The following is a 16,824-nucleotide window of genomic DNA, read 5'->3' as shown; positions in this document are numbered from 1 at the left end:
CCGGATTGTAGCACTATCGTATGGCTGATTTACCTTTACAACAGCTGGGGAAAGCCCTGGATTTTATCGAGCAACATCTGGAAGAACCGTTGTCGGTAGAAAAAATCGCTACTGTAGCAAATTATTCGCCCTTTCATTTTCAACGACTGTTTAAAGCCTATACGGGCGAAACCCTATTGGAGTTTTACAATAGAAAACGGATTGAAAAGATCGCGGCTTTATTAATCAGGGATACGAAGGAAACGATAGGAACCTTGGCTTTTCAATATGGTTTTTCGGATAATGCGGCGCTGACAAAGGCATTTAAAAAACGGTATTCGGTTAGCCCGACAGCATTCCGAAAACAGCGTAGTAGTCGGTATGATAAAATTAAAAATAGCAGGAATGGACAAATTTTTCAGGGATTTGAAGCCTATATTTGGCGTATCGAAAATCTTAAAAACTGGATGGAAATGAATGCAGTAATAACAGTAGAAGAAATGGTTGCGTTTCCAATGATGTATACGAATCATATCGGTATAGAAAATCTGGATACGGCTTTTACAAAAGTGATTGAATTTGCGTTGGAAAATAAACTGACAAACCCTGAAAAGTTAGCAGCGATCCGAATTTATCACGATAGTTTTAAAATTACGGCTCCGGAAAAAGTCCGTATGGAAATTGGAGTAGTGGTCGATCGGGAAACTCAAACCGAGCCGGGTATTTTCTTTAAAAACCTGTCACCCGGAAAATGTATTACCGCCAATTTTGAAATCGACCTTGCCGATCTTGAAAAAGCCTGGTCATCGCTATATATCTGGATGAATGAAAACGACTATCGCCCGGCGGAAGAATTGCCATTTGAAATCATTCGGAATAATTACAAGGAACATCCACAGCAGAAATGCAGACTTACCTTGTGTATTCCGGTCGTGCCCAAAACAACGCTTTAAAATGACTCTTTGACTTCAAAGCGGAGTGTTTCCCGGGTTTTTGGATGTACAAATTCCAGATAAGCCGCATGAAGATGCAAACGGTCGGCACTGGTTCCGTATAAATCGTCGCCTACAATCGGTGCGTTTAAACCGTGTTCATGAGCGGCATGCATGCGTAACTGATGCGTTCGTCCGGTAAGTGGCCAGAAATGTATTCGCGTTGTCGCCGATTGTCGCGCCACAACTTTCCAAAGGGTCACGGCTTTTTTGCCATGTGTATCACAAACCAATTGTCTCGGTCTATTGTCCAGATCGCCTCGTAACGGAAGTCGGATTTCGCCTTCGTCCTCTTTTACCAATCCGGATAAAAGGGCGGTATAGCGTTTTATAACCGTACGCTTTAAAAACTGACGCTGGATGTGTTTGTGGGCTTCTTTGGTTTTGGCGACAACCAAAAGTCCCGAGGTAGCCATATCCAAGCGGTGAATGATCAACGGTTCAATGGTGCCCCAGGTTGTTTTGAGTCGGGTATAAACCGAATCCTGGATTTGTATGCCCGGAACCGAAAGTAATTCAGCCGGTTTGTCTACTACAATAAGACTGTCGTCTTCGTATATGATTTTCAGTGTGGTATTTTCCCCGTGATTTTCTAATAGCGGATTAGGATCCATTGGAATACCTTCCAGCATATGTTTTAATATCGGCTGACATTTACCGGTGCAAGCCGGATAAAACTGACGGTGTTTTCGGATTTCCGATTTTGGAGATGCACCCCACCAGAATTCGGCCATGGCCAACGGTTCATAACCATTCGCAAAAGCATATTGTAATAATTTCGGAGTAGCGCATTCTCCAGCCGCTGCGGGTGGTTTTCCAAAAACGGTTTCACTAAAAATAGATTGCAGACTTCGGGTTATCCCGTCTTTATTTAGAAAGGAGTATTGCTCGAAAAGTTGTTGTTGTAAAGCGGCCGATTTTTCTTTGCGTTCTTTTTTTAACGCTTCTACCTGATCCTCAAATTGAGCTAACTGTAAACGGGTTTCGTCTAAACGTTCTTTCCATTTGTTGGTTAACACCTGTAATTCCCATTTGTCCCGTAAACTTTGTTTGATCAAATCGGCTTCAAAGATGGTGTATTCCGATTCTGTCAGGTTGTTTTTTTGCGCTTCACGGCTTTTTTTGCGCGTTTCTTTATTCGCTCTTAGTTGTTTTTTAAAAGCGGCAATTTCTTCCTGTGATTGCTTTGTAAATTGTTCCAGTTCGGTTGTAAAACGTTGGTAAAGCGGATCGGCATGTATCGTTTCAATCGCACTGTTAATGCTGTTTAAAATGGTTTCTTCTTTTAGAAAAAAACTGTTTTCAAGTAACATGTCAAAAACGGGTGGTACAAAACGCGGATGCTGATTCGTACCGGCCAGTTTTCCGGAAAACGCGGACAAATAACCTATTTTGCCGTTAGCATCCCGAACAACGAGTACACCAAACATTTTACCGATAACGATCCCTTCCTGATTTTCGATAAGTCCGAAGTTGTGTTCCATATCCGATTCACTTTCCAGGTATTCCTGTAGTTCCGACGCGGCAATTTGCGTGAGCGGATGCGGTTCATAATAAAACGGAAAGGTAAAGCGTTCCGGCAACGAAGTCGTTTCCAGAATACGGTCGGTAAAGTAGGTGATTCTATTTTGGGTGTCGTTGCCCACTGTTATTTATTTTAGCGCTGCGAAATTAGGCTATTTCGCTTTAACAGCCACTAAAACAATTCAATTTTAGCCATTCGTATTCTTTTTAGCCAGAAAATCCGGTATTCACGGGTTCCGAATCAAACGTGAAAACAGGTGATTATACGTTTATAGAACTGCAGTCTATCGTTTAATTTTAGAAACTTGTTTTTAAAACAAAAGAAACCAAATCAACACTAAAAACTAAAGTTATGGGTAAAGTAGTTATTTTAACAGTTGACGGCGGTGGTATAAAAGGGATTATACCGGCCTATTTTCTTAACGAACTGGAAAGCAGATTAAACAAAAGCTGCTATGAACTTTTCGATATGATCGGCGGAACCTCAACCGGAGGCATTATCGCCACAGGATTAACATCACCAATAAACGGGAATAAGCCCTTTACGGCGCAAGAAGTCTTGAACATTTATCAGAACGACGGTACTAAAATTTTTGTACCACAAGAGTCATTAATCCCGGACAATTGCGCACAATACTATGGCGACGATGGTAATGGTAACGGTATCGAACCGTATTTACAGCAACAATTCGGACAGCCCACTTTAAGCGAGGCACAGGCCAATATGAAAACACTTAACGGACGAACCAAACATGTGTTTACTACCAGTTATACGATTAACAGTAGCGGTAATACGGTACCCAATCCGGTATTGGGACAGGATTACGGACCGTATTTATTTAACTGGATGGACGCATCAAAATCATCTGCCGACGATTATAAAGTGTGGGAAGCGGCTCGGGCAACGAGTGCGGCGCCAACTTATTTTCCGGTAGGCGATGTGGGCGGAGGACAAAATTCAAATTCGGATGCGCAGGAACGTTGGGTACTCGACGGAGGGGTGATGTCGAACAACCCTGCTATATGGGCGGTAACAGAAGCTTTTCGTACCGGATTGGCAACCAGTCTGAGTGATATTGTACTGATTTCTTTGGGAACAGGAGTGTATACTTCCGGTGCCGGATTGGTAACGGTCGATCAGGGCGATCCGGATCCGGATAATGGAAACTGGGGCTATATTCCTTGGGTTGCCAGTGATTTGGATGATTTGTCCGGTAACGAAAACGGACGTGGTGCCGTTGTGAATATTATCACGGAATCGGTACAGTTGGTATCCAATCAACAGTTGCTGGCGTTAGCCAATTCGGGATTGACATATTTCCGATTGGAGCCAAACATTACACAGGCGCAAGCACAAATGGATAATATCGATCCGACAAATATTGATTCGTTGATCACTACCGCATCAGAATATCTGATCGATAACGGTATCGGACAAAAAACATTTAACGCAATTGTAGCCGAATTGACTGCTTTGCAACCGACTTCGGTTTCGGTTTAATACAATTTTTGATCAATATAAAAATCGGTCTTAGTATTATAAGGCCGGTTTCTTTTTGGCTTGTAAAGCCGAATATAATTTTTCGTAAACTGGTGTTGCAATTGCATAGTTAAGTCCTTCGGAAACGACATAACCGGTTAAGGATTCCAATTCGGTTTGGTCTTTTCCGTTTTTAAAATCACTATGTAACGATGAGGTTGCGGCAAACGGAAGTGTTTCTATATTGGCTAAAGTAGTAGCAACACTATCTTCCGGTAAGGGTATTTTTTTTGCTTTGGCCAAAGTGTAAACTTCTGTTAGCAGTGCTAGTAACGTATCGCGTTTGTCTGGATTTTCAAGAATTTCACCAATTGACTGATCATAAAAAGAAGTGGCCGTAGCGATGGCCGATACGAATATAAATTTCTCCCAAAGTACCGATAGGATATCCGGTGTTAACGTCGCCTGAATTCCGGCTTGTTTTAAAAGCGTTTCCAGTTGTAAAAGACGCTCGTCAGATACTGAATCGGAACCAAAAAACAAACTTTCGATGTTTCCGCTATTGGTTACGATTCCGGGAGCAGACAAACGGGAAACCAGATACACACAGCCTTCCAGCACCATCGCATTCGGATAATGTCGTTTGATTTTTAGGGTACTATCCAGTCCATTAAGCAAGGGTAGGATAACGGTTTTTTCGGTGATACAGTCTTGTAATTGTACTAATGTTGACTCTAGGTCATAGGTTTTGGTACACAGAATAATGTAGTCGGCTTTGTTGAGATCGGAAGGACTATCGCTCGCTTTTTTGGGAAAAACGGTACTACTATCCGGACCTTTCACAATCGTAAGACCATTGGCGTGAATCGCATCGAGGTTTTTGCCCCGAGCCAGAAATTGTACGGCTACAGTAGTATCGTTTTGAAATGCTTTCGCCAATAGTCCGCCAAAATAGCCGCCAACACCACCGATTCCGACAATGAGTATGGTTGTCATCACCTTTTATTTTTTGTAGAAAGTTAAACGAAAAAGAATTGGTTATCAAGATATTTTTTTGCAATTTCTGTATTTCGTTACGATTGTTGTTTTTTTCTCGGAATTATGAAATTTTAGTTTATTTTGGCACACGCAAATAAGCAACCCAAAAATAAATTAAAATTGAAACGTATTTTACTACTATTGGTATTCCTTACTAATGCCGCAGCCTGGGCGCAACAAATCGTAAAAGTCAGCAATAATTATGCAACTGAAAATAAAGAAATTCAGGAACTGATCGATTTTCAAAATATCTATATTGAGCGATTGAATTTTGTAGGAGAGGCACTTAAAGGCAAATATTATGAGATTAACATACGGGAGTTTAAAAACGGAAAACCGTCTCCTAAAGTTACGTTGTTTGATGGAAGTGAATCGGATTATTTTAAGATCAGTTTGGAAAGTCTGTCCCTGAAATTTTTCTTTAGTATGACAGACGGAAAACTAAAAACGTATATCAAGGGATCCGGTTTCGGTAGTAAAAAGAGCTATTTCAAGTTAAATAATGATTCCGAATTATATGCACTAAAAGATTTTTTTGGCTCCAACGAATTTCTGGAAATCAATATAGCTTCCGAAACGGATATCCCCATTTTTGCGATTATTACACCTACAATCCATAAAGATGGTTCGGGTTCGTATTGCGAAGTCGTGCAATCGGACATAAAGCCCGAAAATTTAGGAACACATTTTAAAATACCGCACTATTTTTTAGTGAGTATACGCTTTAAATAATATTTTTGAGATATAATTAGAACTAAAAAATGGATAATTGTAAAAACTGTACCACAGCTATAACCGGTAAATATTGCTCCAATTGCGGTCAGCCGGCACAACTTAAACGAATTAATGCACATTATATCGTACATGAAATTGAGCATGTTTTGCATTTTGAACGGGGGATTTTATATACGATGCGGGAGTTGCTTTTACAACCGGGGAAAAATATCCGGGAATACCTGTCGGACAATCGTAGCCGACTGGTAAAGCCGATTTTATTTATCATTGTAACATCGTTGATTTATTCATTTATCAACCATTACTTCCATATTGAAGAAGCTTATACGGCTCAGTTGTCTCTCAGGAAATCGGCAGTAACAACGATGACGGATTGGGTGCAAAAGCATTATGGCTATGCCAATATTATTATGGGAGTTTTTATTGCGCTATGGATTAAATTATTTTTTAGAAAATACCAGTACAATCTGTTTGAAATCCTGGTGATGTTATGTTTTGTGATCGGTATGGGAATGCTGATGTTTTCGGTATCGGCCTTATTGGAGGGACTGACCCAAATCCCATTATTCCTGTATGTGAGCGTTGTGATCACAGGATATTGCGCCTGGGCTATCGGCCAGTTTTTCGACAAAACGAAGCCTGCTAATTACATAAAAGCATTGGTGGCTTATCTTCTTGGCAGTATAACGTTCTGGATTTTATTAATGATCTTAGGTATTGTAATCGACCTTGTTTTTTAAAAAAAATAAGTCAAATCCCGAATAGTCCTGAAAACGGACTATTCGGTCATCCATTTCACCAGACTTCCTTGCTCTACGATACTCCACGAATGCGGATGTCGATCGCCATTAGCTCGGTATCCACGGTTTTCAGTAGCAATAAATTCGGTTTGTGTACTGCCCAGTTCTTTTAACGTCTTGGAGGCCTGTTCTAGTTTGTAGGCGTTTAAATCTTCGTAGGTTCTGTTTCTTTGTTGCTTTTGCCATTCCAAGGCAGGTTCGGAATAAAACCGAGTTTTAATGTCTTTTAAATATGCAATATTGTCGGTTATTTTGCAAGAAGCCAGATAAGGCGAGGCATTTTTATAATTTTCGAGATGATCAGTAGGTTTTCCAAAGGCATTTTCTAATAATTCTATTAAATAATGACCTTCTGCTACGGCTTCTGGATCTGCATTTTTTACTACATCTTTCTGGGAATCGTAGTATAAGGCTTCCAAATCGATCGGAGAATCGACTACCATAATACCTTTAGGCTGAATCGCATTTTTGCTTTTTATCAGGTAACTGGACAATAGCATCGTCACATTACCACCACCGGAAAAACCACCGATATAGAGGTTGTTTGTCGCAATATTATGCTCATTTAGTATGGAGTTGAGTGTTTTTGCGTATTCCGTTTTTTCAGCATCGCTTAAAAAAAGCCGTTGGTTGTAATTTAATAATAGGGTGGTGATTCCTTGTTTTTCGATATTTTTTAGAAATTTTGCCTCGGCTTTGGTGTTGGCAATATCGCAGGGATAACACGGGAATAATACTAAAACGGCTTTTTGCGGACTGGCAATTTTTAGCTCGTAATCTTTTCCTGTGATCACTTGTACGGGGGCTTTTTTGGGAGTACAAGCACCAAATAGAATTAACGTGAAGATAATGAATACGCTTTTTTTCATCTTGATGTAGAATAGGGTTGGGTGACGAATGTAGGAAAATTTCCTTTTAAAGAGATAAATTTAACCTTATTTTAAGGGACGCTATTGGGCTATATTTCTGTAGATATTCCGACTGTATGATCGCGCTGTTTTTGTAAATTTGTAAGCTTCCGGACGATTAAACACGGGGCTTATCTTATGATTATACGAAAAAGAGAACACTGGTTTAGAATGCTTTTTGTATGGCATGGTTCGGTATTACCCGGATTAGTCCCCCGTTTGTTGTTAATGCTGTTTTTGTCGATAGCTGTGGTTTATTTCCACGGAACGATATTGTCGTTTAAAGTACCGCTCAATACGGCTCCATTAACGTTGTTCGGTTTTGTATTGGCATTGTTTCTGGGTTTTCGGAATAGTGCCAGTTACGATCGTTTCTGGGAAGGACGAAAACTTTGGGGCGCTTTATTGAATGTGACACGCGCGCTAACACGTCAGGCAGTAACACTGGGAACTCCGGCCGATAAAAATTCCGTTCTTGAATTTGTACAGCTGTTGAGTGCATTTACGTATGCACTAAAACACCAGTTACGGCATACGGATTCCTATACCGATCTCGAAAAGCGCTTGGATAAAGCACAACTCGAAAAGATAGCAAATACGCATTATAAACCAACAATTATCCTGAATCTTTTGGGAGAATGGGTGCAAAAGGCTAAAAATACGAACCGAATCGATTCCATCCAACAGAGCCGTTTTGATGAAAATCTGGATAAATTGGCCGATATAGTAGGCGGTTGTGAACGAATCCAATCTACACCTATTCCATATAGCTATCGGGTTTTGTTACACCGTACGGTATACCTGTATTGTTTTTTATTGCCTTTTGCTTTGGTCGACAGTTTAGGGTGGTTCACTCCCTTTATTGTGGTTTTTATAACCTATACCTTTATTGCCTTTGAAGCTATTGCCGATGAAATTGAGGAACCTTTTGGAATGGAAGCCAACGATTTGGCACTTAACACTATGTGTCAGATGATCGATACAACCATTTTCGAACAGATTGGCGTGACGATTGAGACGTCACCGGAAACGGCAAAAAATATAATCGATTAGAAAAACGTTTATCAACGGTTCGTCCCGATGCGATTCATTTTAGTTGTATATTCAAAATGAGGATGGAGTTGTGGTTCTCAATAGTAAGCGGAAATTAGTATTCCTTTTCACTACAGTAGTTTGTCGTTTCAAAGGCTTTTTTATACGGTTTACCTATAAAGCCTACAAGAGACGAATGGCACAGATGTACCTTGCAGCAAAAAAACGATAGTAGTGTATGCTGGATAGTTATAATATATATGAGACGGTGTCGTATTTGTTATCTTTGCAATTGAAGTCAAATCCGACAAAACAATGATAACCAGTAAAGGAAAAAGAGCGTTACTGATCCTATTTGCTTTTATAGGCTCGTATCTGATTTCCTATATGATGGATCCGTATTCGACGTATTGGACAGATTATGCGACACGACCGCCTTCAGACATTGCGGAAGAATTTGTGATCTCCATTATTTTCTGTGCCGTTGTTTCGGAGCTTAGTTTGTTCCTCGATCGTTGGTTTAACCGAAAAATGCCGTGGACAATCGACCCGATAAAAAGGTTGGTTATTCAAAGCTTTATACAGATTCTCGGCGTACTATTGGTGACGTTGATGATGCATTTCATATTTGTGCTGATTCTGGAAGAAAACGATGTGGAAGCAACTATAAGTGAAGTTAAAAGTTATTGGCAATGGATTATCGCAACCGTATTAACAGCATTAATGATCAGTGCCATAAATACGGGTAATTTTTTGATCACCAATTGGAAAAGTACCGCCATGGAAGCCGCAGAACATAAAATTAAAGCCGCAGAACACAAACAGGTTGCCGCCGAAGCCGAATTACAGGCACTTAAATTACAGTTGGATCCTCATTTTGTGTTTAATAACCTTAGCGTACTTTCGGAGCTTATTCTCGAAAACCAGCAATTGGGATATGAATATGCCGAAAATCTGGCCAAAGTATACCGCTATTTACTGGTAAATTCCCGGAAAAAACTCATCCCGCTGGGAGAAGAATTAAAATTTCTGAATGCCTATCTGTTCCTGATCGAAAAGAGAATGGGACAAGGTGTGGCTTTTGAAATAATCGTAAGCCAGGAACATCTAAGATTGCAAATGCCACCACTGACGTTGCAGTTACTTATCGAAAATGCCTTGAAACACAATCGGACGACCAAAGACAGTCCGCTGCAAATAACAATGCAATCCGATGCCGAATATCTGACGGTTTCCAACACCTTGTTGCCATTAGTGTCCAAAGCCGACTCTGCCGGTATTGGGCTTACGAATATCCTGAGTCGTTATGCGTTGCTATCCGATAAAAAACCGATCGTGGAAGAAGATGCGTTAGTATTCACCGTTAAAGTACCCTTGTTATCATGAAAATAAAAAAAATAGTAATCATTGAAGATGAAAAACCAAATGCGGATCGACTAAAAAGGTTGTTACTCGATATACGACCCGATGCAGAAATTCTGGCAATTCTCGACAGCGTAAAAGAATCGGTGGCTTGGTTGGCGCTACATGAAAAACCGGATATTATCATGATGGATGTACGACTGGCAGACGGATTGAGTTTTGAAATATTCAATCATATTGAAGTAAAATGCCCGGTGATTTTTACAACGGCCTACGATGAATATGCGGTACGGGCATTTAAATATAATAGTGTCGATTATCTGCTAAAACCGATCGAAAAAGAAGAATTGGAAACCGCTTTACATAGCTATGAACAGCTCATGCGTGAAGTACAGACGTTAAATCCGATCATCGAAAATCTTCTGACTCAAATGTTGCCAAAGGAATTCCGAAACCGTTTTTTACTACCGTATCGGGATGGCTATAAAACGGTAATGGTGAGCGAGATCGCCTTCTTTTTTTCAGAACTGAATACCACTCAGGCGCATCTTTTTAACGGCGATTTTGAAATCGTAACCCAACCGCTGGAAAAATTGGAACAACAATTGGATCCGAAACACTTTTTTAGAGCCAACAGACAGTATATTATCAATATGGATTCGGTGGCACAGGTGCAAAATTATTTTAATGGAAAGCTAAGGATCATCCTTAAAAAATACCCGGATCGGGACATAATTATCAGTCGCGAAAAAGCCCCCCAATTTAAAAACTGGATGGATTACTAATCGATCCAAAAATAAAAGAATACAATTCCATCGTTCGGCTATACAAGTAGCCAAATAGCCATTGTAGCCCTTTGAATTTCCGTTTTCAAAAAATAGTCCTTCGATTCAATTCCCTTTAAAAACGGTTCACCCGCAAATTTTTCCGCTTCGTTTAAATTAAAAAAAATCTTCTTTAGAACCGGGTTTTCTTTGTATCAAATTCTCAAAATAATTTCGATACAATATGAAAAAACAAATAACAAAATGGCTTCCAACCGCAAAGGTGATGTCTCTTTTTTCAGTACTGCTGTTAGCTTCCTGCGCTGGAAAGGATGCGGGACAGGAAGAGGGAGCTGGAATGACTCCGTTGGAAACCGATTTTATACAACTATCAGCCGGTGATGCGAATAGTACCCATAGCTATCCCGGGAGTATAGAGGGAAGTGTAAATGTGGATATAAAGGCACAGGTAACCGGTTATCTGGAAGCGGTTTATGTGAAAGAAGGTGACTATGTACAAAAGGGACAAAATTTATTTCGGATAAAGGGAGAAGTATTTCAGGAACAGGTTGCCAATAGCGATGCCGGACTTAAAGCGGCATTGGCAGCTCAGACTTCGGCCAAAATTGAAGTGGAAAAGCTAAAACCGCTGGTGGAAGGTAAAGTGGTTTCGGAGGTACAGCTTAAAGAAGCTCAGGCCCGATATACTGCCGCTATTGCTCAGGTAGCTCAGGCCAAAGCAACTTTGGGTTCTTCCAAAATTAATGCCGATTTTACGCTGATCAAAGCACCGGTTAGCGGTTTTATTAGCCGTATTCCAAACCGAATCGGTAATCTGGTTACCCCATCTGATGCTACACCCTTAACGACTTTGTCGGAAATCAATACCGTTAATGTTTACTTTTCAATGAGTGAATCCGATTATATCACGTATAAAAAAGAAACACAAACGGAGAAAAGTGTTACGCTGATTTTGGCCGATGGTTCAGCCTATGAACACAAGGGGAAACTGGAAGCTGCCAGTGGTAATATCGACCGCACTACCGGTAGCATGCCCATGAAAGCCTTGTTTGTCAATCCGGATAAATTGTTGCGTTCCGGTGGAACAGGACGTGTGGTTATTGATCACATACAAAACAATGTGATTCAGATTCCACGTACCAGTACCAAAGATATACAGGATAAGTTTTTTGTGTATAAACTGACCGATAGTAATACGGTGGCGATGTTACCGATCCGGGTTTCCGGAAATTCCGGAAATTCCTTTTTGGTTAAATCAGGATTACAGCCGGGGGATAAAATTGCAATCAACAGGATTGATGCGCTAACACACGGTATGAAGGTTGTTCCTAAAATCATCAAAACAAGTAAGACTACTAAATAATCCGATTATAAAATATAGAATATGTTACAAAAAATAATAGACAGGCCGGTACTGGCTACGGTAATTTCCATTGTTATCGTAATACTGGGTATCATTGGGCTTACGCGACTTTCGGTGACGCGATTCCCGGATATTTCGCCACCAACGGTTTCGGTTTCGGGTTCTTATCCGGGCGGGAATAGTCAAACGGTAATTCGTTCGGTAGTAACACCATTAGAGGAACAAATCAATGGGGTGGAAGACATGCAGTATATTAAATCGACGGCCAGTAACGACGGAACGTTCTCGATTTCGATTGTCTTTAAACAGGGAACCAATCCCGATCAAGCAGCGGTAAATGTTCAAAACCGCGTGCAACAGGCAACGCCTATTTTACCGACGGAAGTGGTGCGGATGGGACTGACAACCTCCAAACAGCAGAATAGTATGATCATGATCTTTAACCTGTATACGGATGACAATGAGAAATACGACGAAACCTTTTTGCAGAATTATGCGAACATCAATTTGATTCCGCAAATTAAAAGGGTTCCAGGAGTAGGACAGGCGCAGATTTTTGGAAGTAAGGAGTATTCCATGAGGGTTTGGCTCAATCCGCGTAAAATGGCCGGATACGGCTTGGAACCAGCGGATGTAACAGCGGCTATTGCCGATCAGAGTTTGGAGTCGGCTCCCGGAAAATTGGGCGAGGAATCCGATGCTGTATTGGAATATGTAATGCGTTATAAAGGAAAGAAAAATGTCCCGGACGACTATGATAATATTGTAGTTAAAAATAACGGGACAAATCTGATACGACTTAAGGATATTGCCCGTGTTGAATTCGGTTCCATATCCTATGGCGGGAATAATACCTCCAACAGCCGAAATGCCGTAACGATTGCGATAATTCAAACCACAGGATCGAATGCAAATGCGATCGAAATGGGGATTGATAAAGAACTGGAAAAACTATCCAAATCGTTTCCACCGGGTATTAAATATGCTAAGATTATGAGTACCAAAGAAAAACTGGATGCCGCCACTGGTCAGGTGAAATCGACTTTGATCGAGGCTTTTTTACTGGTTTTTGTGGTGGTGTTTCTGTTCCTGCAGGATTTCCGATCGACCTTAATTCCGGCCATTGCGGTTCCGGTAGCGATTATAGGAACCTTTTTCTTCCTGTTGGTTTTTGGTTTTACGATTAATGTACTGACGCTCTTTGCACTCGTATTGGCGATTGGTATTGTGGTCGATGATGCGATTGTGGTCGTTGAAGCGGTGCATAGTAAGATGGAAGGAACTTCTTTAACCGGAAAAGAGGCAACGCATAGCGCAATGAGTGAAATCACCGGCGCCGTTATTTCGATTACACTTGTGATGTCGGCCGTATTTATTCCAATTGGATTTATGCAGGGATCGGCGGGGATTTTCTATAAACAGTTTGCCTATACACTGGCGATAGCCATTATCATTTCGGCTGTAAATGCCTTAACGTTGACTCCGGCACTTTGCGCACTTTTATTAAAAAATACCCACGCGGAACAACAGGAAGGAGAAGAAGCACCCAAAAAAGACGGTTTTGGAAAACGTTTTTTTACCGCCTTTAATGCCGGATTTTCGAATCTAACCGGACGCTATATCAAAACGATTAGCTTTTTGGCCGCAAGAAAATGGTTGGCCGCGGGTTGTATTATCGCCCTGTTTGCCGTAGCAACCTGGTCGATTACAAGTACGCCCAAAAGTTTTGTCCCAATGGAAGACGACGGAATGTTTATGTATTCACTTGCCATGCCACCGGGTACGGCACTCGGACCTACAACCGAAGTGATGAAAAAAATCGATACGCTGCTTTCGGAGGTGGAAGCGATAGAAGACAATACTGCCATTACTGGGTTTAATATCTTAAGTAATAGTTCCGGACCATCTTACGGGGTGGGTTTTGTAAAGTTTAAACCAACGGAACAACGCGGAGCCGTTAAGGACATCGATGCCTTAATGGAGATAGTCAATGAAAAGCTGAGTCATATAAAAGAAGGTTCGCTAATGGCCATGCGATTGCCACCGGTAGATGGTTATGGAATGACGAGTGGTGCCGAAATTGTACTTCAGGATCGGATGGCCCGTGGTGCGGAGGCTTTAAAAGCCAAAACCGATGAAGTAATCGGACAGTTGATGCAGGTTCCCGGGGTTCAGTTTGCCTATACCACTTTTCGTGCCGATTATCCGCAGTTGGAGTTGAATGTAGATGAGGATAAGGCCAAACAACTGGGGGTAAGTGTTAGCGGTATGCTAAATGTAATTCAATCGTATTTTTCCGGGGATCAGTCGTTGAATTTCTCCCGATTTGGAAAGTTTTATCGTGTAAATATCAAAGCCGATGGGGTATTCCGAATGGACGAACAAGCTTTTAACGAGATTTTTGTCCGCAACAATCAGGGGCAAATGGTACCGGTAAAAACGATGGTAACCCTGGAAAAAGTCTACGGACCGGAATCGGTGAGTCGCTATAATCTTTATAATGCCGTAACGATTAACGTCAATGCCATGCCCGGTGTGAGTAATGGAGAATTAATGACCCGTATGGAACATGTACTCGATAACTTGCCTTCGGATTACAGCTACGAATGGACCGGTTTAAGTTTGGAAGAAAATGAAGCCGGTAACCAAACCATGATGATTTTGGGACTGTGTTTGTTATTTGTTTATTTCCTTCTGGCGGCACAATATGAGAGTTACCTGTTACCGTTGGCGGTATTGTTATCGATCCCTACCGGTATTTTAGGAGCCTATTTGGGAATTAAAGCGATCGGACTGGATAATAATATTTATGTTCAGGTAGGACTTATTATGCTTATCGGATTACTGGCTAAAAATGCGATTCTTATCGTGGAGTTTGCCGTACAACGCAGAAGAAGCGGATTGTCTATTAAAGAGTCGGCTTTTGAAGGCGCACGAGCCCGACTACGACCTATTATTATGACCTCGTTGGCATTTATTGTAGGGATGATACCGCTAATGTTGGCTACCGGTGGTACGGCTACCGGAAACCGTTCCATCAGTACTAGTGCGGCGATGGGAATGTTAAGCGGAGTGGCTTTGGGTGTTTTTGTGATTCCGTTATTATATATGCTGTTCCAATATCTGCAGGAAAAACTCTCCGGACAAAAACAGGGTTTCGATACAATTAAATAAAAAGAAAAATGACACAATCATTGATTATAAAAAAACTGATACCGGGATTTCTGTTGCTGCTATTGGTTTCGTCTTGTGTGGTTGCAAAGAAATACAAGCAGCCAGCACTCGACCTGCCAGAAAAATACCGGATGGAATTACAACTCACCGCCGATACGATTCAGTTGCCGTGGAGAACATTTTTTAAGGATAAACAATTGATCACTCTGATCGGGAATGCCTTACAAAAGAATAATGAAATAGCGGTTGCTTTAAAGAGCGTCGAACAACTGGATCTGGCTTTTAAACAAGCAAAACTGGAATGGTTGCCAACACTTGAGTTAAGCGGAAGTGTCAACCGTACCTGGCAGTCTAAAAACAGTATGAACGGCTCGCTGATGGGACAGTTTGTAAGTACGCCATATATCGACGATTATATGTCCGGCTTACGTCTTAACTGGGAAATGGATATCTGGGGGAAAACTTCGATGATGAAAGCCGCAACCCGAGCCGATTATTTTGCGCAGCGGGAAAACGTAGCGGCTTTAAAAACCCGGATCATCGTTCAGGTGGCTCAGGCCTATTATAATTTGTTGGCTCTGGACGAACAGTTAAAGATCGCAACATCGAATATAGAATTGAGCGATCGTACGTTACAGATTATGCAATTGCAGTATGATGCGGGACAAATTAATTCTCTGGCTGTACAACAAGCCGAAGCACAAAAGAAAACGGCCGAAATGGTATTGCCGCTAGCAATGCAGCAAATTGCCGTACAGGAAAATGCCTTGAGTATTTTATGTGGCGCTTATCCGGACAGTGTTGCCCGAGCCGAAAGTCTGCAAAAGGCTCTTCCGGAAGATCTTGCAACAACCGGAATTCCGGCCGCGTTATTAAGTCGGAGACCGGATGTAAAGGCCGCCGAATATGCCGTGATCGTAGCGAATGCCAAAGCCGGTCTTGCCAATGCAGCCATGTATCCCAGTTTGAGTCTCGTACCGCAAATAGGAACGAATTCGATGCAATTTAAAGATTGGTTTGACTTACCGGGATCGGTTACTAAAAATATTGCGGCGAATCTTACGCAGCCGTTGTTTCAGAAAAAGATGTTGCGAACGGCCTATAAAATCGCACTGATCGAACACGAAAAAGCAGCGATTCAGTTTAAGCAAACGGTATTGCAAGCCGTAGGTGAGGTTTCCGATGCGATGGCTAGATCGAAAGGAGCGTCACAACGATTGGTATTGGCGGAAGAAAAAGGAATGGCGCTAAACAAAGCCACAAACGACGCGATGAAGTTGTACGCAAATGGTATGGCCAATTATCTGGAAGTGATTACCGCGCAGAATAATGCGTTGCAAAATGAGCTGGAAACGATTGCAATCCACTTGGAAAAATACAATGCTATAACCGATTTGTATCGCGCTTTGGGCGGTGGTGTGGAGTAATCAATTCAAAAGCAATATATACTACATAGGGGATGGAAAAATAAGTTTGTTTTTTTGATTGATTTTTATTGGGAGTGAGTGATGATTATTCCCGTCAGAAAGTGGTAAAGGAACCGAAATGTCCTTTGCCACTTTTTATTTTTTGGATGTTGAAGCGTAAAAGACAACAGCGGTTTTGTTTTAAAATGACTATATTCACAACATCGGATGACGATCGGATAACAA

The 16,824-nt window shown here is 41.3% G+C and carries 13 protein-coding genes; 10 read left to right on the top strand and 3 right to left on the bottom strand.

What is annotated here, in order from left to right:
* Positions 1–20 precede the first annotated feature (20 nt).
* A complete protein-coding gene (locus tag E6C50_RS03735) occupies positions 21–932 on the top strand; it encodes an AraC family transcriptional regulator (protein WP_136401847.1) in 912 nt (303 codons plus the stop codon).
* Here E6C50_RS03735 and E6C50_RS03730 read toward each other — a convergent pair.
* Positions 929–2,617: an RluA family pseudouridine synthase gene (locus E6C50_RS03730; RefSeq protein WP_136401846.1), complete on the bottom strand. Its 1,689-nt coding sequence runs from the start codon at positions 2,615–2,617 to the stop codon at positions 929–931. The two genes, E6C50_RS03735 and E6C50_RS03730, sit on opposite strands and share 4 nt — an antisense overlap.
* A gap of 230 nt (positions 2,618–2,847) precedes the next feature.
* Between E6C50_RS03730 and E6C50_RS03725 the strand changes: the two genes are divergently transcribed.
* Positions 2,848–3,996: a patatin-like phospholipase family protein gene (locus E6C50_RS03725; RefSeq protein WP_136401845.1), complete on the top strand. Its 1,149-nt coding sequence runs from the start codon at positions 2,848–2,850 to the stop codon at positions 3,994–3,996.
* A gap of 36 nt (positions 3,997–4,032) precedes the next feature.
* Here the strand turns inward: E6C50_RS03725 and E6C50_RS03720 are convergent, their stop codons facing one another.
* Positions 4,033–4,971 carry a ketopantoate reductase family protein gene (locus tag E6C50_RS03720; RefSeq protein ID WP_136401844.1) on the bottom strand — a complete coding sequence of 313 codons (939 nt, stop codon included), beginning with the start codon at positions 4,969–4,971 and terminating at the stop codon, positions 4,033–4,035.
* Between the two features lie 162 nt (positions 4,972–5,133).
* Between E6C50_RS03720 and E6C50_RS03715 the strand changes: the two genes are divergently transcribed.
* Positions 5,134–5,745, top strand: a complete 612-nt coding sequence (locus tag E6C50_RS03715; protein ID WP_168732733.1) for a hypothetical protein — start codon at positions 5,134–5,136, stop codon at positions 5,743–5,745.
* 29 nt (positions 5,746–5,774) lie between these two features.
* On the top strand, positions 5,775–6,488 hold the full coding sequence (locus E6C50_RS03710; RefSeq protein ID WP_136401842.1) for a DUF3667 domain-containing protein: 714 nt from the start codon (positions 5,775–5,777) through the stop codon (positions 6,486–6,488).
* 38 nt (positions 6,489–6,526) lie between these two features.
* Here E6C50_RS03710 and E6C50_RS03705 read toward each other — a convergent pair whose 3' ends face one another.
* A complete protein-coding gene (locus E6C50_RS03705) occupies positions 6,527–7,417 on the bottom strand; it encodes an alpha/beta hydrolase family protein (RefSeq protein ID WP_136401841.1) in 891 nt (296 codons plus the stop codon).
* A 177-nt stretch (positions 7,418–7,594) separates the two neighbouring features.
* On the opposite strand from E6C50_RS03705, the gene E6C50_RS03700 reads away from it, so the two are divergent.
* From E6C50_RS03700 to E6C50_RS03675, 6 genes are all read left to right on the top strand, one after another.
* Positions 7,595–8,509: a bestrophin family protein gene (locus tag E6C50_RS03700; RefSeq protein ID WP_136401840.1), complete on the top strand. Its 915-nt coding sequence runs from the start codon at positions 7,595–7,597 to the stop codon at positions 8,507–8,509.
* A gap of 294 nt (positions 8,510–8,803) precedes the next feature.
* On the top strand, positions 8,804–9,874 hold the full coding sequence (locus E6C50_RS03695) for a sensor histidine kinase (protein WP_136401839.1): 1,071 nt from the start codon (positions 8,804–8,806) through the stop codon (positions 9,872–9,874).
* Positions 9,871–10,635: a LytR/AlgR family response regulator transcription factor gene (locus tag E6C50_RS03690; RefSeq protein ID WP_136401838.1), complete on the top strand. Its 765-nt coding sequence runs from the start codon at positions 9,871–9,873 to the stop codon at positions 10,633–10,635. The genes E6C50_RS03695 and E6C50_RS03690 overlap by 4 nt, the downstream gene beginning before the upstream one ends.
* 223 nt (positions 10,636–10,858) lie before the next feature.
* Positions 10,859–11,998, top strand: a complete 1,140-nt coding sequence (locus tag E6C50_RS03685) for an efflux RND transporter periplasmic adaptor subunit (protein WP_136401837.1) — start codon at positions 10,859–10,861, stop codon at positions 11,996–11,998.
* Between the two features lie 21 nt (positions 11,999–12,019).
* Positions 12,020–15,172: an efflux RND transporter permease subunit gene (locus E6C50_RS03680; RefSeq protein ID WP_136401836.1), complete on the top strand. Its 3,153-nt coding sequence runs from the start codon at positions 12,020–12,022 to the stop codon at positions 15,170–15,172.
* A gap of 8 nt (positions 15,173–15,180) precedes the next feature.
* Positions 15,181–16,599: a TolC family protein gene (locus E6C50_RS03675; protein ID WP_136401835.1), complete on the top strand. Its 1,419-nt coding sequence runs from the start codon at positions 15,181–15,183 to the stop codon at positions 16,597–16,599.
* Positions 16,600–16,824 lie beyond the last annotated feature (225 nt).

The organism is Flavobacterium supellecticarium (assembly GCF_004801375.1).
Lineage (GTDB): Bacteria > Bacteroidota > Bacteroidia > Flavobacteriales > Flavobacteriaceae > Flavobacterium > Flavobacterium supellecticarium.
This window is presented reverse-complemented; position numbering and strand designations above follow the sequence as displayed.